A 22,906-nucleotide genomic window follows, 5' to 3' on the forward strand; every position below is an offset into this window, starting at 1 on the left:
TAGATGGACCAGAGTCCCTTCGGGACCACCGGGGAAGAAAGAAATCTGTAGAGGAAATGACAGATCAAGAAAAATTAAGGATAACAGTTAAGGAATTAGAGGCGAAAAATTATCGTTTAGAGATAGAAAATGCTTTATTAAAAAAGTTGGAGGAAATCGAAAGAAGGCGATATTAAGCAGGGTTCGGAATGAAGTAGCCTATTGTGCTATACGCGAATTAAATGAAAAAGGGAATTACCCTATTCAGCTTCTTTGCACAATAAGTAAAACCAACCGATCTTCCTATTATAAATGGCTCAATCGGAAGGAAACGGATCAGGAACGTGAAAATCGTGAATTATTAAAAAAGATTAAAGCCCTATATGAAAAAGTAGATGGCATTTATGGATACCGCCGTATAACAATGAATCTCAACCGCGAAATGAATAAACAGTATAATGCAAAAAGGATCCATCGTTTAATGCAATTAGTAGGATTACAATCGAAGATACGAAGGAAAAGAAATGGGATCATCGTCCTTCTGATAATAATGTAGCAGAGAACATCTTGAACCGGGAATTTACAGCAGCACACCCCAATGAAAATGGGTAACTGATGTAACAGAATTAAAATACAGCGATGGCCAAAAAGCCTATTTAAGCGCTGTTTTAGACCTGTATGACAATTCTATCGTATCCTTCGTAATTAGACATCGTAATAATAATGAGTTGGTCTTTAAGACCATTAAAGCTGCTTTAGCAAAGAATACTTTACACGATGATAAACTTTTACTTCATAGTGACCGAGGCTTTCAATATACATCAAATGGATTTAAAAGAATTGTCGAAAAGAATCATCTTACCCAAAGTATGTCAAGAGTAGGAAAATGTATTGATAATGGATGTATGGAATCAATCTGGGGGACTTTGAAAGTAGAAAGATATTATCTTCATCATTATGAATCCTTTAAGGAACTTGAAAAGGATATAAAAAACTACATTCAATTTTATAACAAAGACCGTTTACAAGCTAAATTTAATGGCCTTAGCCCGATAGAATATCGAACTAAGGCCATTGCCTAGTTTTAGTTTTTTATACTGTCTACTTGACAGGGGGCAGTTCATAACGCAGTTGCCTTTTGCTTTTTAAACTAGTTGGTTTTCAGGACCAATAATGCCTAATTCACGAAGCTTTTCATCCGGTACAAGGCCGTCCTTCCAGCCGCGTACTTGATAATACTCTTCAAGCATGATGTCCATACGGCTTACATGTCCAGCACTGTTGCCTGAGGCCGGCTCTTCTGTGAAGCGTTTTGGTAGGAAGTCGTCTTCTCGTTTATTAAAGCCGGCAAGGTTATTATAATGACGCTCGAGGTTATAAATTCTTTCCCCTGCCTTCATGACGTCATCGGCTGTCAGTTGAACACCAGTCATTGCACTATATTGCTCAGCATAATGCTCAGCATTTTCAGAGAAGGAAGAGAATTTACAAATGTTCATAGAATCAGAGAATGCAAGCATATCTTGGAATACTTTTAATAATTCGCCCTTTCCTTCAGGTTTGAGGCGATCAGTTGGTTCGGGAATACCGGCAATTTCACTTGCTACTGTATAGCCGCGCAGGTGACAGGCACCGCGGTTACTTGTTGCATAACCAAGTCCAATACCCTGAATGCCGCGTGGGTCGTAAGCAGGAATGGACTGACCTTTAACGGACATCGACAATTCAGGAGCACCCCATAGTGCTGTGGCGCGTGCCGGACCTTCAGCAAGTAAACCGCCGAAGCCCTCGCGGAAAGCAATTTTTCTTGTCAAATCAATCATTGAATCGGCATCGCCCCAGATTAGCTCTTCAGAAATCAGGCCTTTTTCAAACGCTTCCATTGTAACAGAGAAGGCATGGCCAAGCTCAATGGTATCGAGGCCGTACTCATTGCACTGGTCAATCATATAAGAAATTGCTTCTGCGTCGCTTAATAGGCAGTTGGAACCAAGTGACCAAGCAGATTCAAACTCAATACTTTCCACGCGAGTCTGATACTTCCCATCTTTTACTTCGACCTCAATTTTACAGCCGACTGGGCAGGCATGGCAGGTGTTGTTTTTAACACGTAAATGCTGATTCACATATTCACCGCTGTGCTTTTCTGCTTCATCCCAGTGCGTCAGCTGTGAGTTCTTTGTTGGCAGGGCGCCTACTTCATTGATTAGGTTCGTTAACACGTTAGTTCCGTATACGGATAGACCGCCTTTATTTGGCGCTGTTAAGCCGCCATCAAGAATTGCCTTTACCGCTTTTTTATTTGCCTCTTTATAGTCACCGTCTAATTTTGGCACCGGCATATTCCCTTTTTGGGCAGCTTTGATCACAATTGCCTTCAATTTTTTATACCCAGCAACAGCTGCTGTGCCGCCGCGGCCTGCTGCACGGTCATGCTCATTAATAAATGCTGCAAAACGGACCGTATTTTCACCTGCTTGACCAATGGTCATCACGCTTAGGTCATCTTCACCGTACTGGTCTTTCATTGCCTTAATAAATGCCCTTGTGCTTGTTCCCCAAAAGTTTGAAGCATCCCTGAGTTCTGCTTGACCATCTTCAATATAAAGATAAACCGGCTTATCGCTCTTTCCTGTGAAAATTATATTATCAACGCCGGCCCACTTAAGACGTGCAGCTGTCCATCCGCCAATATGAGAGTCTGTTACGGTTCCTGTAAGTGGAGATTTCGTTACCACACAAAGGCGCCCGCTCATGGAAGAGCGTGAGCCGGTAACAGGACCGGTCATGATACATAATGCGTTTTCTGCCGAAAAGGGCTCGACTTCAGGGCCATGATCTAATACATATTTGACCCCTAGACCCCGGCCGCCAATGTACTTTTTTGCGTCTTCTTCATTAATAGACCGGTAATCAACTTTCCCATTTGATAAATCTACTAATACCTCTTTGTTTTTAAAACCACCTAGATTCAAAGTTTTTCCCCTCTTCCTATTATTATTAACAAACGAATCTTTTAAAAATATCACTCCAATAATTATCTATAAACCCAATTTTTATTATAACATTTTTCCATTATTTTTAAAATTATAAATTTTATCAAGGCTGCCATGATAAAAATTTGGTAGAATAATAGTAACTTTAGCAGAAGACTTTTCAAATTTTTCAAGGAAAGAGGAATTTCATGAGCGATTTAGAACGGTATTCAAGACAAATCCTTTTTCAAGGGATTGGGGAAGTGGGACAAAGGAAATTGCTGAAGGGCCGTGTGGCGATTGTCGGAGCAGGTGCACTTGGTACTGTGATTGCGAACCATCTTGTCCGGTCTGGCGTTGGGTACATAAGGCTAATAGATAGGGACCTAGTTGAATTATCAAATCTGCAGCGGCAAACGCTTTTTGATGAAGAAGATGCAAAATTAAATCTCCCAAAGGCTGTTGCCGCAAAAAAGAGATTATCTAAAACTAATTCCACTGTCACGGTTGAAGCAGTTATCGCTGATTTAAACCTTGAGAATGCGGAAGATTTATTAAAGGGTTTTGATGCAATCGTGGATGGCACGGATAACTTTATGACCCGGTTTTTAATCAATGATGTGGCTGTTAAGTTTGGAATACCTTGGGTACATGGTGCGGCAGTCAGTTCTAGGGGAATGTTTGCGGTAATTAAACCAGGGATTACTCCGTGTTACCGTTGTCTGTTTCCACATGTCCCCTCTGGAACAGGAGAGACTTGTGACACGGTAGGTGTCCTTTCGCCGTTAACGGATATTATCGGCTCCTTTCAGGCAATGGAGACAATGAAACTATTAGTGGGCTCCACCAAAACCACCCCCAACCTGGAACAAATCGATATTTGGGATCATACGTCGATGCAAATGGATATTTCCAAGGGGAGAAACCCGAATTGTCCTGCCTGTGTAAACCATCAATTTGATTTTCTAGATAGGTCGTCCGAACATCAGGTGGTTTATTCGACCCTATGCGGCCGAGATACTGTCCAAATTAATCCTCGGAATAAACGTGAGCTTGATTTAAAAAGGGCAGCAGAGCACCTTAAGAAAAGCGGGAGCGTATCCGGAAATGAATTTTTGCTTCGTTTCTCCCCTGAAGAGGGTATTTCAATTGTTGTATTTAAAGATGCCCGTGTATTAATCCATGGCACAAATGATATTGTAAAAGCAAAATTGCTTTATTCAAAATATATCGGGAGCTAATTTTATGGCAAATTAAAAAGGCGTGGGGGGCACCCTGCGCCTTCTTTCTACGAAATCATTTTTTCTATGATTAACCGTTTTCCGGTATTTAGAGTGAATTCAAACCGGTCATTAACCTTTTCAAAATAGCAAAAATGGTGCTGTACATTACAAATTTGTTCCTGATTGTCGAACACCATAAAGTTAACGCCATCTTTACGATGTTCATCTGATAAGAAGGAAAGATGGTTGTAACAATAGATACAGTCGTAAATAGAAAAGTTTAATGAGTTCAAAGTGGTAACAAACTGGAAAAAGGCATCGTCATTAACCCCATCTAACAGCCTTTCGAGCGAATAGATTAAATGCTTCCGAATCCTTACTAAATCATGGTCACGGAGCATAATCGCCTCTTTGCCGATGCGAACCTTTCCCGATTCATACAATTTTCCTTTTTTCCAGCGATTCATTCGGAAAATTTCTATTTCTTGCTGGAGGTAATCATCTACCATCGCAGCTTCCTCCGTTTCCTCATCAAAAAAGATCCATTGTTCGTTAATTTGTTCAACAGTTCCTTCAGTAAAGGCTCTTTGTTGAATATCATATAGTTTCATTCGTTGTTGTCTATTCATCTTTAACCTCCGTGCCTAATACTTACATCTTCTTTGTAGACATCTTCCTGTAATTTTATAACTTGCTTATCTTTATTATGGACAATTAACCAATTATCTTGGGCTGAATACACTAAAAGCATGAGTTCATGTACAGTAGTACAATGATGGGAGTGCGAAGGGCAATGTGCGGTATTACAGGCTGGATTAACTTTGATAATGCAATAAAAAACGAAACGAATACACTGGTAAAAATGACGAATACGCTGGCAAAAAGGGGACCGGATGAAACCAACATCTGGTCCGATACGCATGTTGCTTTTGGCCATAAACGGCTTATTGTTGTCGACCCTGAAGGGGGAAGACAGCCCATGTCCAAACAAAAGGATGGGTCTATTTTCACCATTTGTTATAACGGGGAATTATATAACACGGAAGATATCCGCAAAGTTCTCCATACTAAAGGATATTCTTTTAACGGTCATTCTGATACAGAAGTTCTATTAACTGCCTATATAGAATGGGCAGAAGAGTGTGTAAATTATTTGAACGGGATATATGCGTTTGCCATCTGGGATAGTAAAAGGGAACAGCTCTTTATTGGACGTGACCGTTTAGGGGTAAAGCCATTATTTTTCAGAGAACATAAAAAGGGCATGATCTTTGCTTCAGAACTCAAGGCGATTTTAGCCCACCCTGAAGTGAAAACAGAGATTAATCACGAAGGGCTTGCTGAGATCTTTGGTATAGGACCTTCAAGATCACCAGGGTCAGGTGTTTTTAAAGGAATAAAAGAACTGAGACCAGCCCATGCACTTACGTTTTCAAAAAACGGGCTGAAAATTTGGCGCTATTGGAATGTAAAAAGTGAAGAACATAAGGAAAATGAAGAAGAAACGGCGGAGAAGGTCCGTTTTTTAGTTACCGACGCTATAACGAGACAGCTTGTTTCAGATGTTCCGCTATGTACATTCTTGTCGGGCGGCCTTGATTCAAGTATCATTACGGCCATTGCTGCCCAGGGCTTTAGAGACCAAGGCAAAGGGCAGCTTCATACGTATTCGATCGACTATGAAGGAAATGACCACTATTTTTCATCATCAGAATTTCAACCGGATGCTGACGGGAAGTTCATCCAAATGATAACCGATAAATTTAATTCAAACCATAAAAACAAGACGATTTCGCAAGATCAATTGGTCAATGACTTAGAAGAAGCCACACATGTAAGAGATTTTCCTGGGATGGCAGACGTCGACTCCTCCTTACTATGGTTTTGTAAAGAAATCAAACAGGACTTTGTTGTTGGTCTGTCAGGAGAATGTGCTGATGAAATTTTCGGCGGCTACCCATGGTACCACCGGCAGCAGGACTTGGAGCGTCCTGGATTTCCATGGATACGTTCAGTTTCTGAAAGGCAAAATTTATTGAAATCACATTGGCAGGAAAAACTAAAATTGAATGAATATAGCATGGAACAGTTTCGGAAGGCCATTGCAGAAACACCTAGATTGGAAGGTGAAAGTGTAGTAGAAGCAGGGCGAAGAGAATTATTTTATATAAATATGATTTGCTTTATGACGACATTGCTGGATCGTAAAGACCGGATGAGCATGGGCGCAAGTCTCGAGGTCAGAGTCCCCTTCGCAGACCACCGCCTTGTTGAGTACGTTTGGAACATCCCATGGGAGATGAAAATGTATAATGGCAGGGAAAAAGGCATCCTTCGCAAAGCCTTTGAAGGAGTTTTGCCTGAAGAAGTCCTTTACCGAAAAAAAAGTCCATATCCGAAAACACATAATCCCGCATATACAATAGCCGTTCAAAAATTGTTGGCGGGTATTTTACAAGATAAATCCTCAGTATTACATGAATTCTTTCATAAGGAGCAGTTGGGAGGTATTGTGAAGTCCGGCGGGGCATCTTTTAAAGAACCATGGTTTGGTCAGCTGATGACTGGCCCACAATTATTAGCCTATCTTGTGCAATTGCACACATGGTTTAAAGATTACAATATTAACATAGTGAATTAAAAGAGATTTTAATATGAAACCAAGAAATTAAATTTGGAATAAAAACGTGATTAGATTAAAATGGTGGTAGGGAAGGGGATTATCCTCTTCCTTTTTTATGAGGAGGATAAGTATGAAAAAAATCTGTATTTCATTTTTTTTAATTACGTTTTTGCTAATTTCAGCAATTCCTGCACATGCAGAAGTAAAAAAGGAAAATCGGTTGTGGCAGGATGAATCTGTTTATTCAATCATGATTGACCGCTTTAATAATGGTGATTTGGAAAATGACTTGGATGTTAACGCCAAAGATCCCTTAGCCTATAACGGCGGTGATATTCAAGGAATTATTGATAAATTAGATTACATACATGATATGGGATTCACGGCAATTCGCTTAACGCCCATCTTTGATAATGCCAAGAATGGGTACCATGGCTATTGGGTGAATGATTTTTATAAAACAGACGAGCATTTTGGCACGATTAAGACTTTCCAAGCGCTTGTAAAAGAAGCACATAAGCGGAAGATGAAGGTTTTAATTGATTTTGTCACAAATAATGTCGCAGCAGACAATCCATGGGTGACTGATACCACTAAAGTGGATTGGTTCCATAAAAAACAAGAGATAACCGATGTGAATAATCAGCAGCAGCTTGAAAATGGATGGGTAGATGCTTTACCAGACCTTAATCAGGACAACCCAGAAGTTAAAAAGTATTTAATTGATGCGGCAAAATGGTGGATGAACAAAACGAAGATTGATGGGTATAGTCTACCGGAAGTAAATAATGTCCCAGTCAGCTTTTGGAATGATTTTTCAAAGGAAGTAAAGAAAGAGAAGAAGGACTTTTTTCTTTTAGGAGTTAGCTCAAAAAATAATCCTTCGATTGATTTGAATAAATATGAAGATGCCGGGATCGACAGCATGGTTGATTATACCTACAGTGATAACCTAAGAAAAACGTTTGCGAATACTGATCAATCTTTCAGCCCCCTTTATTCTAATACCGAAAACGGGCAGGACGCCTTTTTGAGGGCTAATTTTATGGATAATGAATACACAGTCAGGTTTACGAATGATATTGTCGAAAAGAAACAATTCCCGGGTTCTCGCTGGAAAATGGCATTATCGTACCTGTATACTACCCCAGGAATCCCCATTTTCTATTATGGTACGGAGATTGCTTTAATTGGCGGAGAAATTCCTGATAACCGTGGACAAATGAGTTTCCGGGCGGAAAAAGAACTGATTGATTATCTAACCAAGCTTGGCGAATTAAGAAATACGCTTCCCTCATTAACAAGAGGTACAATGGAAATGCTTTATGATCAACAGGGGATGGTTGTTTATAAACGTGTTTATAATGGTGAAACAGCCATTATTGCCATCAATAATACGCGTAAATCACAGAAAGTGGTCTTAACAGATAAACAGGTGGAGGGCGGTAAAGAACTTCGTGGTTTACTTGGAGGGGACGTTGTTCGAAGCAAAGATAATAAATATTACATCATCCTTGACCGTGATAATTCAGAAATATATGTCTTAACGAAAAAAAGTGGGATTAATGCACCGCTTATTGGATCATTAATCGTCGTTTATCTTTTGGTTTTTCTATTTCTTTATTTAATCATCAAGAGACGAAAGAGAAATAAGATAGAATAAAACGCATCGGGGCAGTAGGTCCCGATGCGTTTTTCTTAGCCATTAACAATTGTCCCGCCATTCACATGGATCATTTGACCGCTCACGTAGGAGGAGTCATCTGAGGCAAGGAAGACATAGCTCGGTGCTAGTTCGTATGGCTGGCCAGCCCTGCCCATTGGTGTAGTTGACCCGAAGGTTGCGACCTGATGGGCAGGAAAGGTTGATGGGATAAGCGGAGTCCAGATTGGACCTGGGGCCACACCGTTTACGCGTATACCTTGGGGCGCAAGCGATTTTGCTAGAGAGCGGGTAAACGATACAATGGCTCCCTTTGATGCTGAGTAATCCAATAATTGTTCATTGCCCTCATATGCTGTTATTGATGCGGTATTTATGATGGATGCCCCTTGTTTTAAAAACGGGAGAACCATTTTTGTCATGTAAAAAAAGGAGAAAATATTTGTTCGAAATGTTTTTTCCAATTGTGCTGAGGTTATATTTAATAAACCTTGTTGTGGATGCTGTTCTGCTGCATTATTGACAAGGATATCTAATTTGCCAAATTCCGAATGAATCTGATTAACAATATCCTTACAATAATCTTCACTGCCAATATCACCTGAATAAAGAAGACATTTTTGTCCTTCTGCTTCAATCAGCTGCTTTGTTTCTTCTGCATCTAGATGTTCCTCTAAATACACAATCGCTACGTCTGCCCCTTCTTTAGCAAAATAAATGGCAACAGATTTTCCAATCCCGCTGTCACCACCCGTAATAATCGCTGTTTTGCCTGCTAATTTACCCCCCGCCTTATAATCGGGGTCAACTGAAGTGGGAAGAGGATCCATTTCACTTTCCATGCCGGGCTGTTGGTTCTGATGCTGGGGTGGAAAGGTAATTTTTTGTTGTTTTTGATTGTTACTCATATGCTAAAACCTCCAAGTGTTAATCACACATGTTAGTTTTAGAAAAAAAGGTTGAAATTATGAGGTAAGCCAGACAATATAAAAAAAGGCGAAAAGAGGTTTATTTATCTTTCGCCTTCGCTCTTACTTTTATCGGTAATTGAGGAATTGCACATCAACAGTCAAATCCGCTTCACGAACTAAGGAAATAATTTTTTGCAAATCGTCGCGGTTTTTACCGGTGACACGTACTTGGTCGTCCTGAACCTGACTCTTTACCTTGACGCCGCTATTTTTAATAATCGTATTAATCTTTTTGGCATTTTCTTTATCAATGCCTTGGGCAATTTTGGCCCTTTGACGAACGGTTCCGCCGGAGGCTTTTTCGATTTTTCCATAATCAAGATTTCGAACCGGGATGCCCCGTTTCATCATTTTGCTAAATAAGACATCCTTAAGCTGGTCCATTTTATATTCATCATCTGAAACAAGGACAAGATCTTCTTTATCAAGTTTGACTTCACTTTTACTGCCTTTGAAATCATAGCGCGTGCCAATTTCTTTCATTGTTAGCGTAATTGCGTTGGTGACTTCAGAAAAGTCTACTTTGGATACAATATCAAATGAGCTATCCTTAGACATATTTCTACCTCCATTTTTAGAATCGGTAACCTGCTAAGTTTCCCTTTATGGCTACATTATAGTAAAATATAGCAGTTCAAACAACATTTTAAAAGTGGAAGCTTCCTTTGCGCGGCGTATGGACTGTAGCTAGGCTGTAATCAAAGTAAAAGAAATATTTTCTATATTCTAAGAAAATCTCTAAAGAAAACTAGCTGACTGGCGAGCCGTTAGGCGAAGACAGAGGCGTAGTTGCACTTATGCGAAATAAGAAATTATGAACTTTCGTAACGAAAGTTTATAAATTTCTTATTAGCCATGAAAAGAAAAGGGGAATAATTATGTCACTAAACGAACTTATTGGCCAGACAACCACATTAGAAGTGGCACGTACTGCAACTTTTGGCTATTTTTTAACGGACGGAAACGAAGATGTGTTGCTGCATATAAATCAAGCTCAGCAAGAATTTAAAGAAGGTGATCAAGTCGAAGTTTTTCTCTATGTCGATTCGGAAGGACGGACTTCTGCTTCCACCACCATCCCTGAAATTGCGATTGGCCGCTATGCATGGGTTAAGGTAACAGATTCAAATCCGAAAATTGGTGTCTTTTTAAATATTGGACTTCCAAAGGATATTTTGTTAGGAATCGATGATCTGCCAGTACATAAATCTGTCTGGCCGAAAGCAGGAGATTTAGTTTATATAACCTTAAAGCTGAGCCGCAATTATCTTCTCTACGCAAAGCTTGCCAGTGACCAAATTATTGAATCCATTTCTGTAGAAGCAACAAGAGAAGATTTTAACAAAAATGTGCAAGGACATATTTACCGGACAGCCAAGGTTGGTAGCTGGATCTACACAATTGAAGGATTTAAAGGGTTCATTCACGAGTCACAACGGCCGCTTGAGCCCCGTTTAGGTGAAATGGTTGAGGGGCGGATTATTGACGTAAAGGAAGACGGGACGATAAACGTTTCGCTACTTGCAAGGAAAGAGGAATCGCAAGACCAAGATGCTGTCCGAATTTATGAATATTTGCTAGAAAGAAATGGGGCAATGCCATTTAGCGATAAAAGCATGCCTGAAGAAATTCAAGAACGTTTTAATTTGAGCAAAGGTGCATTTAAGCGTGCACTGGGAAAGCTAATGAAAGAGGGCAAAGCATATCAGGAAGGTAGTTGGACGTATGTGAAGAAAGATTAACACATTTCTTACATACTCTTTTTTCAAATGACAGAAACTAAAGTTGTAAGTAATTTGAAAGGGGTAAGGTTATGCCGCATACTTCCGATAATGACAAAAAAGCAAAAGATAATAATGCCTTAAGACATGAAAAAAATATGATGCGTGAAAAAAACCGGCAGGCAGGGAAAAATCAATACTCTAAGCAAACAGATCATAAATAATTGGAAAATGAGTGGGGCGCGAAGCCTCACTCATTTTTTTAAAAAATTATAATGGCAATTGATTTAAAAAGAAAATTGAAATGGTTCCTGCACCTGTATGGGAGCCGATAACAGCACCAATTGAAGAAATGAATACCTCTTTTGGATGGAATTCTTCTTCAATCATCGCTCTCATTTCTAATGCTGTTTCTTCTGTATCGGCGTGGCTGATCCCAATTACTTGGTTCTCCATATTTGCCCCGCGTTCCTTCATGAGTTCGATTATGCGGCGGAACACCTTTTTCCGTCCGCGTATTTTTTCAATGGGAACTAGCTTTCCATCCTCGACATTTAAGATTGGTTTAATATTTAATAATCCTCCTAGGAAGGCTGATGCTTTTGACACACGGCCGCCCCGAGCTAAATAATCTAAATCCTCGACTGTAAAAAGATGCTCCATATGTTGGCTTCTGAAAAGCACATCCGATAAGATTTCTTCTTTTGCGTGGTGGTCAGCAGCAAGATTGGCCGCTTCCATGACTACTAATCCATATCCAAGGGATGCACATTTCGTATCCACAATCGTAAAATTGAAATTTGGATATTTTTCCTTTACTTGGTCAAGAATCATAACAGCGGTTGAATATGTACCCGATAGTTGGGATGAAAAGGAAATGTAGATTCCTTCTTCATTCTTTTCTGCCATTTGCGTAAAGATCTTTTCAAATAAATGCGGAGAAACTTGTGATGTTTTAGGGACAATTCCGCTGCGGATAGCATCATAAACAGTTTTCGGATCAATATTTTTTACATCTTCATATTCTTCCTCGTTAATATGGACCATTAAGGGAAGGAGTGTGACGTTATTTTCCTCGTAAAAATTCTTAGGTAAATCGCATGCGCTGTCAGCTAGTATTTTTACCGGCATGAAGCTCACCTGCTTTCAAGCTAATATTTATAGTTTCAGTTTATCGGTTTCACTGTAAAAAAACAATTATCAATATCAAGAATGTATAAGGGGGAATATGCAAATGATTTGGCTACATACGAAAAAATTTGCTGTGGTCGTTGCTGGTGCAATATTGGGTGCCATTGCGATGAATTTATTTTTAATCCCGGCAAATGTTTATTCTAGTGGGTTTACCGGACTCGCACAATTACTTTCAAGGGTGATAAGTGACCAAACACCACTTCGTGTATCGATGGGTTTTTTATTACTATTGTTAAATATTCCAGTGGCGATTCTTGGCTGGAAAAAGGTGGGCAGATCCTTTACCATTTATAGTTTTCTTAGCGTAGTCCTTTCCTCACTATTCTTAACGGTAATACCGATTAAACAAGTTTCCCATGATATTCTCCTAAATGCTGTATTTGGAGGAGTCATTTTGGCCATCGGAGTAGGGATTACCTTAAAATGGGGGGCTTCAACAGGCGGGGTTGATATCATTGCGATGGTTTTATCTAGAATGAAGGACAAACCGGTTGGACCGTATATGTTCGCATTGAATGGTATTATTATTATGACCGCTGGTTTTCTTTATGGTCCGGAAAAAGCTCTATATACCTTGGTGGCTTTATATACCTCTACAAGAGTAATTGATGCCATTCATACAAGGCATGCCAAGCTGACCGCGATGATTATTACGAAAAAAGCAGATGAAATGAAAAAAGCCATCCATGCAAAACTTGTAAGAGGAATCACACTGATACCTGCAAAAGGGGCATTTTCCAATGAATCGAGAGAGATGATGATGATTGTTATCACCCGTTATGAGCTTTATGATTTGGAAATAATTATAAAAGAAGTGGATCCTAGTGCCTTCACAAATATCATTCAAACAACAAACATCTACGGATTTTTTCGCAAAGAGTAAAGATAGAAAGAAAAACGGAAGCACCTAGTTAAGTGCCTCCGCTTTTCTATGTGCAGTTATTGAATTTGATCAAGCTCTTGTTGCATTTGTTGGAGCTGGGCTTGTTCTGCGACAGTCGAATTGGCATAAGCTGAACTAAGTGCATTCTTTGCTTTTCCGACTGCGGAATCAAGGTCAGCTGGGTTGGCGGATTTCGCCATTTCAACAAATCTTCGTGCTTCCTGGAACAATTGGTTTCCCATTTTATATTCCTCCAAGCGAGGATTCGTGCACATTGGCCATTTTCTGAGCTTCTGCTTCAGCGTAGGTCATGTGATAAGGAATACGTTCTGCATGCTTGTTGACGGTATCCTTTCCTTGCTGGACAAAGCGTTTTGATTTGTTTGATTTACCCATTCGAATCCCTCCAATATGCTCATAGCTCATATTGAAACAGCCTCGCTGCCTCAAAAATAGTATGCTCCAAATTTGCTATGTTCATTTAGGTAAACAATGGCGAATGGATTTAAAATTTTATATTTAATAAATCTGCTAAATATACACCTACGCCATCTTCTTCATTGCTCAAAGTGGCTTTATTGGCGACATTTTTGACCCGATCAATCGCATTTCCCATCGCCACACCATGACCGGCATATTCAAGCATTTCGAGATCATTATCCTCGTCGCCAAAGGCAATAATTCTTTCAGCAGGAATTCCAAAATAATCAGAAGCTCTTTTCAAGCCAACCGCTTTATTTAAGCCAACCTTAATAATTTCGATGACATGCCATGGGGCAGCCCAGCTGCGATGGTCTATTACTTCAGCATGTACATCTGATAAATGCTGACGAATCGTTTGTAACTGATCCTCCTCGGTATGGATTAACATACTTGTTGGTGAATCAGTTAAAAAATTTCTTAAATCCCCCGTAGTTACTTTCGGGTTTCCGAAGCTAAAAATATCTAAAAGCTTCTCATCATGGTAATGAAAATAGACGTCATCGATCACTTCCGCAATAATATTATGGAATTGGAAGCTTCGGCAGGCTTCGACAATATCTTTTGCCACCTTGACATCAAGTGGCTCGTGATAAATTCCCCAGCCGGGATTTCGTGGGTGATGCATAAACGCACCATTAAAATTAACAATCGGTGTGTCCAACTCTAATTCACGATAATACATTTCACTGGAGCGATAAGGCCTGCCCGTTGCAATCATAACAATGTGACCTTCCGCTCTTGCTTTTTTTAGGATTTCCTTCGTCTTTATGGAAATCGTTTTATCATCTTTTAATAATGTTCCATCTAAATCTAATGCGATTAAGTGTCGATCTGTCATATTAGGGTCCCCTTTTTATTTAAGAATTTCTATCAATAAATGCGTTGCTTTAGGAAAAAATTTGTCTACATGATACACTACATTTATGAAAACCTTTCGTAAATCATGGAACTTTTAATTTCTATATTTACTATGTTAACAATTTTATATCTAAAGTGTAAAAAAATTCACACCATAGGGCATGAAAAAACTATATACTTTTTATAGCTTCAGGAGGCTTGTTCAAGTGATCATCGTTGAAAACAAACAGATAAGCAATATTCCTTTTTTACATGTCGTAAAAAAAGAGGACGATCAAATTAAGCTTCCATCAATTTTTTTCATCCACGGATTTACGAGCGCGAAAGAAAATAACCTTCACTATGCGTACCTATTAGCTGAAAAGGGCTTCCGTGTCTTCTTACCAGAGGCGTTATACCATGGTGAAAGAGAGCAAGGACTTTCCGGAAAAGAGTTATTTGTCCACTTTTGGGAAATTGTATTAAAAACAATCCATGAAGTAAATATTTTAAAAGAACAGCTTGTCCATGATGATTTAATTGACCAAGACAGGATTGGATTAGCCGGTACTTCGATGGGCGGCATTGTTACTTTAGGAGCCCTGACACAATATAAATGGATTAAAGCCGCTGTTAGTTTGATGGGCATGCCGGCATATGAGCAATTTTCATTGTGGCAATTAGAGCAATTGCGACTGCAAGGGGTAAAGTTTCCTTTTACCCAAGAACAAATTGATGAGCAGTTATCTATTTTGCGCGATTATGATTTAAGCCTCAATCCTGATAAGCTTGAAAATCGTCCAATGTTATTCTGGCATGGCAAAAAGGATCCGATGGTGCCTTTTTCATTAACGTATCAATTTTTTGAAACTGTTAAGAATGACTATAAAGAACATCCTGATAAGCTTAAGTTTATCACAGATGAACAGGCAGACCATAAGGTAAGCCGGGAAGGTTTGAAAGCCACTATAGATTGGTTTGAAAAATATCTAAAAAATGAGGAGTGTATGGTACATGAATGAGGAATTAAAAGAAAATATTTATGGTGCATTAGAATTAGTCATCGATCCTGAACTTGGCGTTGATATTGTTAATTTAGGATTAGTATACGACGCTGAAATGGATGATGAAGGCGAAGTTACCATTACCATGACATTAACTTCAATGGGCTGCCCGCTAGCCGGAACGATTGTTGACCAAGTGAAGAGGGCTTTAGCCGATATTCCTGAAATCAAGAATGTCGAAGTAAACATCGTCTTTAATCCGCCATGGAACAAAGAAATGATGTCACGCTATGCAAAAATTGCGCTGGGAATTCGCTAGGATAAGGGGGATATCATGAAAAATAAAGTGATATTGGTAAGCTCGAATCAACTTGGCAGGGGTGATCAAATCCTTGGCGAAAATGTCCTAGAAACGTTTTTTACAGTTTTAAAGCAAAGAGAAGAGCTGCCAAAAGCTGTATTTTGTATGAATAGCGGTGTGTTAACGATGACTGAGGATTCATTTGTTTCTGTTCATTTAAAGGAATTGGAACAAAAGGGTGTAGACATCTTAGCCTGTAAAACTTGCGTTGACCATTTTAAGGTGGAAGATAAATTGGCGGTTGGGAAAATAAGCGGGATGGCCGACTTTGTTGACTTAGCAGCCAAATATGAGATATTAACGATTTCCTAAAAACAGCAGAACTTCTGCTGTTTTTTATTTTTAGGATAAGAAAGTATAAATTTTTGACTTTGATAAATGTCTAGCTCCAGCGCCCAAGCGGCTAGTGTCCTTCGCGCTCCGCCCTACGATAAGTCAAGCACGAATGCGCCTCCGGCTCTTCGTGTTTCAATACTCACTTGGAGCGCTCCAGGCCTGTCGTGAGCTGACCAGGGCGCTTGCGCTTTTATTCTTTAAGCCGATTCGCTAATAAACTGAAATATTCGCTAATAAGTGGTCAAGATTCGCTAATAAACCATCTAGATTCGCTAATAAAAATTTGAAGGAGTAAAAATTGACTGCTTTTCCGCGAGAAAAACATGTTTTTCAGACGGGCAAGTCCCTTCTTATTGTATTTCGAGGAGGCCATACGCTGCTGACCAGGGTTCTTGCGCTTTTCTACCTTCACAAAACGGACAAATATAACCTTCAGCCTGTGAGATAGTTCACTTTTTTTAACTATTATCACCTTTATAATAAAACCTAATAAGGCTGTTTGATTTGAAATAGCCATTATTAGGAGGCGTTTCATATGGCTATTAGCCGAGATTTTAATAAAGATCCATTTATCGTTATTTGGGAACTCACCAGAGCATGTCAATTAAAATGCCTGCACTGCCGTGCGGATGCACAGTATAAAAGGGATCCACGTGAACTATCTTTTGAAGAAGGAAAAAATTTAATTGATCAAATATATGAAATGAACAATCCAATGCTTGTCTTTACAGGCGGGGACCCACTCATGAGAGCAGACGTTTTTGATATTGCCAAGTATGCAGTAGAAAAAGGTGTGCGTGTTTCAATGACTCCTAGTGCAACACCTAATGTTACGAAAGAGGCGATTGAAAAGGCGAAGGAAGTAGGTCTTTCCCGCTGGGCGTTCAGTATTGACGGTCCAACGGCAGAGATCCATGACCATTTCCGTGGCACGGCGGGGTCTTTTGACCTTACTATGGAAAAAATCAGCTATTTGCATGAAGTTGGGCTACCAATTCAGATTAATACGGTTATTTCAAGATACAATATTGAATACCTAGATGAAATGGCAAAAATGGTTGAAGATTTGAATTGTGTATTATGGAGTGTCTTTTTCCTTGTACCGACAGGAAGAGGTCAGGCAACGGACATGATTTCGCCAGTTGAACACGAAAAGGTTTTCAGATGGCTTTATGATCTAAGTAAACGGGTTACCTTTGATATTAAAACGACAGAAGCCATGCATTACCGTCGTGTAGTCATTCAGCAAAAAATGCGCGAAGCGAAGGAAATGACTGATGAAATTGATTATTTAAGTGCATTAACAGAAAAAGGCTTAACGGGCTCTATTGATGGACTGGGCCGAGCACCAAAAGGCGTTAATGATGGAAATGGCTTTGTGTTTATCTCCCATGTAGGTGATGTTTACCCAAGCGGCTTATTACCGGTTAAAGCTGGGAATGTTCGGGAAACTCCATTAGCCGAAATCTACCGTGAATCACCAATCTTCCAATCGTTAAGAAATCCAGACTTATTTAAAGGAAAATGCGGTATTTGTGAATTCCGTTATGTATGCGGCGGTTCAAGGTCAAGAGCATATGCAATGACCGGGGATTATCTAGAAAGCGAACCATTCTGCGTATATACTCCTAAAGCTTTAAGGGAGAAACAAGTACAATAAATGAATCAAGGCTGTCTCATAATTTAGAGACAGCCTTGGAATAGCTTCTATCCTATTCGATATTGCAATAAACGGCTGAACAGTTTTCACAGCCGATTTCGTCCTTTAAGTATTGCAAATTCAATATCGATATTTTTCCCTTTTTAACAGAAATGATTCTATCCTTCTTTAATTCGCTAAGAATTCGATTGGTACTTTCCCGTGAAGTACCGCAGAAGTTGGCAAGTTCTTGATTGGTCAATGGTAAATCGATTAATATTTCATTGTCCTTGTGAATACCATAGCTATTGGTCATACGAATAAGCGTTGAAAAGAGCGCCCCGCGTTTACCGTTTAGAACTAGATCGCGAAATTTTGTCTGCGTTTTACGAAAATGATCACTCATCCATTTCATAAATTCGAATGCAAGTTTACTGTTTTGGAAAATTTCACCTTCAATCACATCTTTTTTAATCGCGACTATTTCCCCTTCTTCAAGAACCTTGGCACTTAATAAGTACCGAGGATTGTCGGTAAAAAGAGTTAACTCGCCACATATATCATTTTCACTGCAAATTCTTAAGGAAAGTTCTCGGCCATCTGAAGTGATTTTGCTGATTTGAATTTTACCGGAAATGACAATGTACAGTTCCTCAGCTAACATCCCTTCTTGAAATAAAAAACTTCCTCTTTCACTTTTAAATTTCCGGTCAGCAAATTTAAGTAATTCTTTTATTTCAATGGAATGGGTGGGTTTCATAGTGGTTTGCATCCGATTCACCTCTATATCTTATTTTTAAAACTGTCTATTTATGTTGTATGTTTAGGATTCATTAATAATAGTTTATCTTAAGACAGGTCTTTGAAGAGGGGTAAACAATGACAATATAGTGAAAACTTATGCAGATATTGAAAAGTCCTTAGTGGAATTTCCAAATCAATCATTTATTCATTTGCAAAAATCTGTTAAGATAGGAAATATATTAAGTAGGTTAAAGTGAATAATGTAACAGCAACTAATTCAAAACACAGATACACTTATAATAAAGAAACTAGCTTCTTAAAATAATGGAGTTGATATAAATGGAAAAAACCATTATTAAAGATAAATTAAATAGACCTTTACGGGACTTAAGAATATCTGTTATTGACCGCTGTAACTTTCGGTGCCAATACTGTATGCCAGCGGACCAATTTGGAGACGATTTTGAATTTCTTCCGCGAAGCGCCTTGCTGACGTATGAAGAAATTGAACGTCTTGGAAGGATTTTTGTCAGTTTAGGTGTAGAAAAGATTCGCTTAACGGGGGGAGAGCCCCTTCTTCGCAAGGATATGCCGATTCTTGTTAAAAAGCTTTCAGCAATTGAGGGTCTAAGTGATATCGGTTTAACAACGAATGGCGTTTTGCTTCCTAAATTCGCCAACGGATTAAAAGAGGCAGGACTCAAACGTGTAAATGTCAGCCTAGATACCCTAAATGATGAATTGTTTGGGAAAATCAACGGACGAGGCGTTGGAACCGGTCCTGTACTAGAGGGGATTGCAGCAGCTAAACAGGCGGGTCTCGGAGTTAAAATTAATATGGTTGTAAAAAAGGGTTTAAATGATACAGAAATTATTCCAATGGCAGAGTATTGTAAAGAGCATGGTCTAGAACTTCGCTATATTGAGTTCATGGATGTGGGCTCGACAAACGGTTGGAAAATGGACGATGTCATTACCAAAAAGCAGATTTATTATTTATTAAAAGAGCATTTTGAACTTGAGCCGGTTGACCCTGCCTATTATGGCGAAGTGGCAAAGCTTTATCGGTATTCAGACAAAGACGTTAATGTGGGCTTTATTACGTCTGTCTCTGAGTCGTTCTGTTCAACCTGCACACGTTCCCGTCTTTCAGCAAATGGTCAGATTTTCACTTGTTTATTCAATGGAAATGGTCACGATATCCGCAACTTCATGAGAAATGGTGCGACAGATGAGGAAGTTCGCGATCGGATAACATCCATATGGAACGGACGGGATGATAGATATTCTGACGAAAGAACAGCGGAAACAAATAAAAACCGTAAAAAGATTGAAATGTCTTATATTGGCGGTTAAAACTCTCTTTTGTAAAGAGAGTTTTTTTCTGTAAAAAAACGCCCGCTTTTGATAGCAGACGTTAAGTGTCAAGCAAGGTATCTAGGGAATAATATATTGTTCTCTAGATGCACATGCATGAAGGTTAATCCTTCTAACGCTTCTAAGCGTGCATAGACCAAGCGGTACGTACCGCAAGCATCCAGTGGAAGTTCAAAATCAGATGTTACTGCTCGAATTTCTCTTAAAATCTCGCCTGCATGATCATGCTCTTTTTCTAACTCAACAATCATCGCAATTGCCTCTTCACGGTTTTCAACTGTACCATCGGCAAGCTGCTTGATTAATGGGAAAACAATTGCTTCTTCTTTTGCCATATGTTCAATCAATTCTTTTTTGAATTCATAAAAGAGTTCATAAGCTTTTAATAGCTCTGGATGGTTGTCTCCATGGACACGTGAAACCTTCGTTACATATGGGCTGAGATTAGCCAATTCTTCTTCAGATACACGATGGTAATTTGTAATAACATGATTAATAATGGTATTGGAATCAGAGTTAGTCCACACTTCTAAATCAGTTTCAGCGTTTTCATATTTTTCAAAAACATCTTTTAACTCTTCCAACAATGTGGTCATGTTCAGACCGTTTTGGGAAACAGCCTCGGACAATGGGATGTTACCGCCGCAACAAAAATCGATGCGGTTCTTTTTGAAAACATCACTTGTTTTCGGTAATTCGTTAACAATATCTTTAACTAATGAATTCGAAGTAATTGTGAAAGTCATGATTATATCCTCCTTGAATTTTAAAAGGTAGTTTATTTCTGACTTAAGCATAATTGAAAATGAATCTTAATTAGGTGACCTGCATCACACATTTACTATGATTTTTAAACTTTTTGGGAAAGAATGATTTATTTTTGTGACATTTGATATGTCAGCAAGTTTTCGGTAGGCTTATAATGAAGATTAGTCATTTAAATTTAGTACATATATGGGGAAGTTACCCGATTTAGGCAGGAGCTGATTAGTTTGTTGGAAAGAAGAAAACCCATTCCGATTGGGGAAGCAGTTAAAAAGATCATGGAATATCAATTACAGGGTGTAACTGAACATGTCTCGATAAATGAAAGCTTTGGCCGCTACTTATCAGAGGATTTAATTGCGACTAGTGATGTGCCGCACTTTGACAGGGCACCATACGATGGTTTTGCCGTCAGATCAATTGATACCACTGAAGCCTTACAGTCCAATCCAGTCGAATTTGAAGTGGTTGACCATATAGGTGCTGGAATGGTTTCAAAGAAAGTCATCGGTCAAAATCAAGCCGTTAGAATTATGACCGGTGCGATGATGCCTGGTGGAACAGATGCAGTTGTCATGTTTGAGGTCGCACAAGACTACGAAAAAGATGGAACGCCATTTATGTCCATTAAACGCAGCTTTAAAAAGGGTGACAATGTTTCCTTTATAGGTGAAGATGCCAAAGAAGGTGAAATTTTAGTTAAAAAAGGGACAGTAATTAATCCTGGTATTCAAGCAATGCTGGCTACATTTGGCTATAACGATGTCCCAGTAGCCAAAAAGCCGCTAGTAGGTCTGTTTGCTACCGGTACAGAGCTGTTAGAAGTATACGAGGAATTAGTTCCAGGGAAGATTCGTAACAGTAATTCTCATATGATTGCTGCCCAAATCGAGAGGGCTGGGGGAAATGTTCATTACTTTGGAAAGCTTCCGGATGAATTCGATACATGCTTTGAAGCAGTGAAAAACGCTTTGAATAGGGTAGATTTATTAATTACAACCGGAGGTGTGTCTGTCGGGGACTTTGATTATCTGCCTGCAATTTACAAAAAACTAGGTGCCGAGGTTTTCTTTAATAAAGTGGCGATGCGTCCTGGAAGTGTGACGACAGTAGCACAGTACAATAGAAAAATTCTATTCGGACTTTCAGGCAATCCTTCCGCCTGCTATGTCGGTTTTGAATTGTTTGCCCGGCCGATTATTCGCAGGATGCTATTTTCGGAAAAACCGTACTTACGAAGAGAAAAAGCGATTCTTGAGGTCGACTTTCTTAAGGCAAATCCATTTACGAGATTTGTTCGCAGCTCTGTATTTATCAAAGATGGCAGGTTAAGAGTGGCGCCGAGCGGATTAGATAAGTCAAATATCATTATGAGCCTTTCGGGTGCTAATTCTTTAACGATTCTTCCAGGCGGTACGAGAGGATTTACTGCCAGCAGCGAGGTAGAGGTGTTATTACTTGAGGACCAAACTGGCAGCGAGTGGCCTTGGTAAGGCCTGTTATATTCCAGGTGGTGGGTTATCAAAATAGCGGTAAGACCACTGTAATGGTAAAGCTTATTCAGGCGTTAAGAGACCTGGGCTTAACAACAGTTACAATCAAACATCACGGACACGGCGGCAAACCAGAATTAATAGAACAAAAGGATTCAACGAGACATCTTTCAGCAGGAGCATCCGCCTCTGTCGTTGAGGGGGATGGAAGACTGATCTTGCATGCAGAAAATATTAATAGCAACCTAGAAGATCAAATTAGACTCATGGAATATTTTCAATCGGATGTGCTTCTGATTGAAGGGTATAAGTTTGAAAATTATCCTAAATTATTGCTGTTAAGGGATGATAAAGACCTTTCGCTGCTAGCCAAGGTAAACAATATTAAGGCAATTATGTATTGGGAAGAAGTGCTTGGAGGACTCCTTAATGAGCAAACGAACATCCCTTGCTTTCCTATTCATGATCAAACAGCCATTCTATGGATAGCTCAGACAATAAAAAAGCTTTTTCCTGCTAATCCGTAAAAGAGAATGCTTTCGCCTTCTTTTTTATGGTCTAGGAAATTATAGATTCATTTAGGTGTGGATAATTTTGACCTAGTTTTTTGAATCCAGCTCCAGCGCCCTAGCGGC

Annotated in this window: 24 protein-coding genes and 1 pseudogene; 15 read left to right on the forward strand and 10 right to left on the reverse strand. The window is 39.3% G+C overall.

Annotated features, from left to right (window positions below; all coding sequences use genetic code 11):
• Positions 1 to 259 precede the first annotated feature (259 nt).
• Together BSO02S_RS28545 and BSO02S_RS28550 are read left to right on the forward strand one after the other, a co-directional pair.
• The gene (locus BSO02S_RS28545; RefSeq protein WP_369691310.1) at positions 260 to 535 is read left to right on the forward strand and encodes an IS3 family transposase; all 276 of its coding nucleotides are present in this window, start codon (positions 260 to 262) and stop codon (positions 533 to 535) included.
• A gap of 58 nt (positions 536 to 593) precedes the next feature.
• Positions 594 to 1,061 (forward strand): annotated as a pseudogene (locus BSO02S_RS28550) (IS3 family transposase); the annotation flags it as partial.
• Between the two features lie 63 nt (positions 1,062 to 1,124).
• Here BSO02S_RS28550 and BSO02S_RS18845 read toward each other — a convergent pair.
• Positions 1,125 to 2,954, reverse strand: a complete 1,830-nt coding sequence (locus tag BSO02S_RS18845) for an aldehyde ferredoxin oxidoreductase family protein (RefSeq protein ID WP_066071025.1) — start codon at positions 2,952 to 2,954, stop codon at positions 1,125 to 1,127.
• 209 nt (positions 2,955 to 3,163) lie between these two features.
• Here BSO02S_RS18845 and BSO02S_RS18850 point away from each other — a divergent pair, with 209 nt between their 5' ends.
• Entirely contained in the window at positions 3,164 to 4,195 is a 1,032-nt protein-coding gene (locus BSO02S_RS18850; protein WP_066071027.1) for a ThiF family adenylyltransferase, read from the forward strand.
• A 47-nt stretch (positions 4,196 to 4,242) separates the two neighbouring features.
• Here the strand turns inward: BSO02S_RS18850 and BSO02S_RS18855 are convergent, their stop codons facing one another.
• A complete protein-coding gene (locus tag BSO02S_RS18855; protein ID WP_066071030.1) occupies positions 4,243 to 4,806 on the reverse strand; it encodes a DUF2777 domain-containing protein in 564 nt (187 codons plus the stop codon).
• 164 nt (positions 4,807 to 4,970) lie between these two features.
• Here BSO02S_RS18855 and asnB point away from each other — a divergent pair, with 164 nt between their 5' ends.
• Positions 4,971 to 6,818, forward strand: coding sequence for an asparagine synthase (glutamine-hydrolyzing) (gene asnB, locus BSO02S_RS18860; protein ID WP_066071033.1), 1,848 nt, complete (start codon positions 4,971 to 4,973; stop codon positions 6,816 to 6,818).
• A 112-nt stretch (positions 6,819 to 6,930) separates the two neighbouring features.
• Positions 6,931 to 8,463 (forward strand): alpha-amylase family glycosyl hydrolase, encoded by a 1,533-nt coding sequence (locus tag BSO02S_RS18865; protein ID WP_066071036.1) that lies wholly within the window; start codon positions 6,931 to 6,933, stop codon positions 8,461 to 8,463.
• Between the two features lie 35 nt (positions 8,464 to 8,498).
• On the opposite strand, the gene BSO02S_RS18870 is transcribed toward BSO02S_RS18865, so the two are convergent.
• Entirely contained in the window at positions 8,499 to 9,371 is an 873-nt protein-coding gene (locus tag BSO02S_RS18870) for an SDR family oxidoreductase (protein ID WP_066071040.1), read from the reverse strand.
• A 129-nt stretch (positions 9,372 to 9,500) separates the two neighbouring features.
• Positions 9,501 to 9,992, reverse strand: coding sequence for a YajQ family cyclic di-GMP-binding protein (locus BSO02S_RS18875; RefSeq protein ID WP_066071041.1), 492 nt, complete (start codon positions 9,990 to 9,992; stop codon positions 9,501 to 9,503).
• A 320-nt stretch (positions 9,993 to 10,312) separates the two neighbouring features.
• On the opposite strand from BSO02S_RS18875, the gene BSO02S_RS18880 reads away from it, so the two are divergent.
• Positions 10,313 to 11,176 (forward strand): CvfB family protein, encoded by an 864-nt coding sequence (locus BSO02S_RS18880; RefSeq protein WP_066071044.1) that lies wholly within the window; start codon positions 10,313 to 10,315, stop codon positions 11,174 to 11,176.
• Positions 11,177 to 11,247: 71 nt separating this feature from the next.
• On the forward strand, positions 11,248 to 11,379 hold the full coding sequence (locus BSO02S_RS26550; RefSeq protein WP_024028473.1) for a DUF3941 domain-containing protein: 132 nt from the start codon (positions 11,248 to 11,250) through the stop codon (positions 11,377 to 11,379).
• Positions 11,380 to 11,425: 46 nt separating this feature from the next.
• On the opposite strand, the gene BSO02S_RS18885 is transcribed toward BSO02S_RS26550, so the two are convergent.
• A complete protein-coding gene (locus BSO02S_RS18885; protein ID WP_066071049.1) occupies positions 11,426 to 12,286 on the reverse strand; it encodes a DegV family protein in 861 nt (286 codons plus the stop codon).
• A 103-nt stretch (positions 12,287 to 12,389) separates the two neighbouring features.
• Between BSO02S_RS18885 and BSO02S_RS18890 the strand changes: the two genes are divergently transcribed.
• Positions 12,390 to 13,232, forward strand: a complete 843-nt coding sequence (locus BSO02S_RS18890; RefSeq protein ID WP_066071052.1) for a YitT family protein — start codon at positions 12,390 to 12,392, stop codon at positions 13,230 to 13,232.
• A 56-nt stretch (positions 13,233 to 13,288) separates the two neighbouring features.
• Here BSO02S_RS18890 and BSO02S_RS18895 read toward each other — a convergent pair whose 3' ends face one another.
• The 3 genes from BSO02S_RS18895 to BSO02S_RS18900 form a co-directional block, all read right to left on the reverse strand.
• Positions 13,289 to 13,474 (reverse strand): DUF3813 domain-containing protein, encoded by a 186-nt coding sequence (locus BSO02S_RS18895; RefSeq protein WP_066071055.1) that lies wholly within the window; start codon positions 13,472 to 13,474, stop codon positions 13,289 to 13,291.
• Position 13,475: 1 nt separating this feature from the next.
• Positions 13,476 to 13,628: a hypothetical protein gene (locus BSO02S_RS27585; RefSeq protein WP_169802772.1), complete on the reverse strand. Its 153-nt coding sequence runs from the start codon at positions 13,626 to 13,628 to the stop codon at positions 13,476 to 13,478.
• Between the two features lie 109 nt (positions 13,629 to 13,737).
• Positions 13,738 to 14,553, reverse strand: coding sequence for a Cof-type HAD-IIB family hydrolase (locus BSO02S_RS18900; protein WP_066071061.1), 816 nt, complete (start codon positions 14,551 to 14,553; stop codon positions 13,738 to 13,740).
• A gap of 226 nt (positions 14,554 to 14,779) precedes the next feature.
• On the opposite strand from BSO02S_RS18900, the gene BSO02S_RS18905 reads away from it, so the two are divergent.
• From BSO02S_RS18905 to BSO02S_RS18925, 4 genes are all read left to right on the forward strand, one after another.
• Entirely contained in the window at positions 14,780 to 15,574 is a 795-nt protein-coding gene (locus BSO02S_RS18905; protein WP_066071063.1) for a prolyl oligopeptidase family serine peptidase, read from the forward strand.
• A complete protein-coding gene (locus BSO02S_RS18910; protein ID WP_066071066.1) occupies positions 15,567 to 15,875 on the forward strand; it encodes a metal-sulfur cluster assembly factor in 309 nt (102 codons plus the stop codon). Before BSO02S_RS18905 ends, BSO02S_RS18910 begins: the two co-directional genes overlap by 8 nt.
• A gap of 15 nt (positions 15,876 to 15,890) precedes the next feature.
• Positions 15,891 to 16,229 (forward strand): DsrE family protein, encoded by a 339-nt coding sequence (locus tag BSO02S_RS18915; protein WP_066071069.1) that lies wholly within the window; start codon positions 15,891 to 15,893, stop codon positions 16,227 to 16,229.
• A 559-nt stretch (positions 16,230 to 16,788) separates the two neighbouring features.
• Positions 16,789 to 17,913, forward strand: coding sequence for a TIGR04053 family radical SAM/SPASM domain-containing protein (locus tag BSO02S_RS18925; protein ID WP_066071075.1), 1,125 nt, complete (start codon positions 16,789 to 16,791; stop codon positions 17,911 to 17,913).
• 52 nt (positions 17,914 to 17,965) lie between these two features.
• Here BSO02S_RS18925 and BSO02S_RS18930 read toward each other — a convergent pair whose 3' ends face one another.
• A complete protein-coding gene (locus tag BSO02S_RS18930) occupies positions 17,966 to 18,664 on the reverse strand; it encodes a Crp/Fnr family transcriptional regulator (protein ID WP_066071078.1) in 699 nt (232 codons plus the stop codon).
• Positions 18,665 to 18,975: 311 nt separating this feature from the next.
• Between BSO02S_RS18930 and moaA the strand changes: the two genes are divergently transcribed.
• Positions 18,976 to 19,992 (forward strand): GTP 3',8-cyclase MoaA, encoded by a 1,017-nt coding sequence (gene moaA, locus BSO02S_RS18935; protein ID WP_066071081.1) that lies wholly within the window; start codon positions 18,976 to 18,978, stop codon positions 19,990 to 19,992.
• A 68-nt stretch (positions 19,993 to 20,060) separates the two neighbouring features.
• On the opposite strand, the gene ric is transcribed toward moaA, so the two are convergent.
• Entirely contained in the window at positions 20,061 to 20,759 is a 699-nt protein-coding gene (gene ric / locus BSO02S_RS18940; RefSeq protein WP_066071084.1) for an iron-sulfur cluster repair di-iron protein, read from the reverse strand.
• Between the two features lie 246 nt (positions 20,760 to 21,005).
• Between ric and BSO02S_RS18945 the strand changes: the two genes are divergently transcribed.
• Together BSO02S_RS18945 and mobB are read left to right on the forward strand one after the other, a co-directional pair.
• Entirely contained in the window at positions 21,006 to 22,271 is a 1,266-nt protein-coding gene (locus BSO02S_RS18945; RefSeq protein WP_066071087.1) for a molybdopterin molybdotransferase MoeA, read from the forward strand.
• Positions 22,259 to 22,798 (forward strand): molybdopterin-guanine dinucleotide biosynthesis protein B, encoded by a 540-nt coding sequence (mobB, locus tag BSO02S_RS18950; RefSeq protein ID WP_066071090.1) that lies wholly within the window; start codon positions 22,259 to 22,261, stop codon positions 22,796 to 22,798. Before BSO02S_RS18945 ends, mobB begins: the two co-directional genes overlap by 13 nt.
• Positions 22,799 to 22,906 lie beyond the last annotated feature (108 nt).

The organism is Neobacillus soli NBRC 102451 (assembly GCF_001591665.1).
Taxonomy (GTDB): Bacteria; Bacillota; Bacilli; order Bacillales; family Cytobacillaceae; genus Neobacillus; species Neobacillus soli.

Coding starts and splice junctions, on each gene's coding strand:
- BSO02S_RS18850 (WP_066071027.1), top strand. CDS start 3,164: ATGAGCGATTTAGAACGGTATTCAAGACAAATCCTTTTTCAAGGGATT.
- BSO02S_RS18855 (WP_066071030.1), bottom strand. CDS start 4,806: ATGAATAGACAACAACGAATGAAACTATATGATATTCAACAAAGAGCC.
- asnB (WP_066071033.1), top strand. CDS start 4,971: ATGTGCGGTATTACAGGCTGGATTAACTTTGATAATGCAATAAAAAAC.
- BSO02S_RS18865 (WP_066071036.1), top strand. CDS start 6,931: ATGAAAAAAATCTGTATTTCATTTTTTTTAATTACGTTTTTGCTAATT.
- BSO02S_RS18870 (WP_066071040.1), bottom strand. CDS start 9,371: ATGAGTAACAATCAAAAACAACAAAAAATTACCTTTCCACCCCAGCAT.
- BSO02S_RS18875 (WP_066071041.1), bottom strand. CDS start 9,992: ATGTCTAAGGATAGCTCATTTGATATTGTATCCAAAGTAGACTTTTCT.
- BSO02S_RS18880 (WP_066071044.1), top strand. CDS start 10,313: ATGTCACTAAACGAACTTATTGGCCAGACAACCACATTAGAAGTGGCA.
- BSO02S_RS26550 (WP_024028473.1), top strand. CDS start 11,248: ATGCCGCATACTTCCGATAATGACAAAAAAGCAAAAGATAATAATGCC.
- BSO02S_RS18885 (WP_066071049.1), bottom strand. CDS start 12,286: ATGCCGGTAAAAATACTAGCTGACAGCGCATGCGATTTACCTAAGAAT.
- BSO02S_RS18890 (WP_066071052.1), top strand. CDS start 12,390: ATGATTTGGCTACATACGAAAAAATTTGCTGTGGTCGTTGCTGGTGCA.
- BSO02S_RS18895 (WP_066071055.1), bottom strand. CDS start 13,474: ATGGGAAACCAATTGTTCCAGGAAGCACGAAGATTTGTTGAAATGGCG.
- BSO02S_RS27585 (WP_169802772.1), bottom strand. CDS start 13,628: ATGGGTAAATCAAACAAATCAAAACGCTTTGTCCAGCAAGGAAAGGAT.
- BSO02S_RS18900 (WP_066071061.1), bottom strand. CDS start 14,553: ATGACAGATCGACACTTAATCGCATTAGATTTAGATGGAACATTATTA.
- BSO02S_RS18910 (WP_066071066.1), top strand. CDS start 15,567: ATGAATGAGGAATTAAAAGAAAATATTTATGGTGCATTAGAATTAGTC.
- BSO02S_RS18915 (WP_066071069.1), top strand. CDS start 15,891: ATGAAAAATAAAGTGATATTGGTAAGCTCGAATCAACTTGGCAGGGGT.
- BSO02S_RS18925 (WP_066071075.1), top strand. CDS start 16,789: ATGGCTATTAGCCGAGATTTTAATAAAGATCCATTTATCGTTATTTGG.
- BSO02S_RS18930 (WP_066071078.1), bottom strand. CDS start 18,664: ATGCAAACCACTATGAAACCCACCCATTCCATTGAAATAAAAGAATTA.
- moaA (WP_066071081.1), top strand. CDS start 18,976: ATGGAAAAAACCATTATTAAAGATAAATTAAATAGACCTTTACGGGAC.
- ric (WP_066071084.1), bottom strand. CDS start 20,759: ATGACTTTCACAATTACTTCGAATTCATTAGTTAAAGATATTGTTAAC.